The sequence below is a fragment of the Prevotella sp. P5-92 genome (genome assembly GCF_002251245.1).
In the GTDB taxonomy this organism is placed as follows: Bacteria; Bacteroidota; Bacteroidia; order Bacteroidales; family Bacteroidaceae; genus Prevotella.
Genome location: NZ_NPJG01000017.1, coordinates 1 through 604, shown reverse-complemented (window position 1 = coordinate 604; position 604 = coordinate 1). Strand labels below are relative to the sequence as shown.

Annotated in this window: 1 pseudogene; it reads right to left on the bottom strand. The window is 44.2% G+C overall.

The annotated features are described in order from the left end of the window. Positions 1–351 (bottom strand): annotated as a pseudogene (locus CIK99_RS02275) (DDE transposase); the annotation flags it as partial. Positions 352–604 lie beyond the last annotated feature (253 nt).

The following is a 604-nucleotide window of genomic DNA, read 5'->3' as shown; positions in this document are numbered from 1 at the left end:
GAATGTATCAAGCTCTTTCATGTACGGTTTCCATGCATCCGCGAGTATGTTCTGCTGTTGCTGGATCTTCAGCTTGTCGGAAAGCTCGGAGATGATGTCATCTATCAGCTTGTAGTTCGTCAGGGGGCACAGAGGATTGACGTACACGTCGCAGAATATCTGATAGTGGACGTTGCCGTTCAACTGCTCCAGCAGTTTCGGGGCACTCAGCTGGGTGTACATCTTCAGGAACATCAGAGCAACTTTGCCCTCCGGGGAGAAGAAGGACTTCCGGCCACGCTTCCGTACAGGATGGTTGCTCACCAAACCAAAGTTCACTGCCATCTCATGAAGAGGGAGAAGCCGTTTCATACGTCCAAGTTCGCTGTTTTCAAACGTAACTCGAAATAAATCATAAAAATCGAACCCTTCGAACGGAATTCGCTTGCTTATTCCAGAAAAATGTTGTACCTTTGCCATCGTATCACTTTTGTGATTCCCCCAATTTGTCACTTTCCTAGGGTGATTGGGGGATTTTTCTTATCATCTACAAAGGTACAAAATTTCTATCACATTGAGTAATAGATAGTTATAAATAATCTTAAAATTTAACGACACTCCCTAA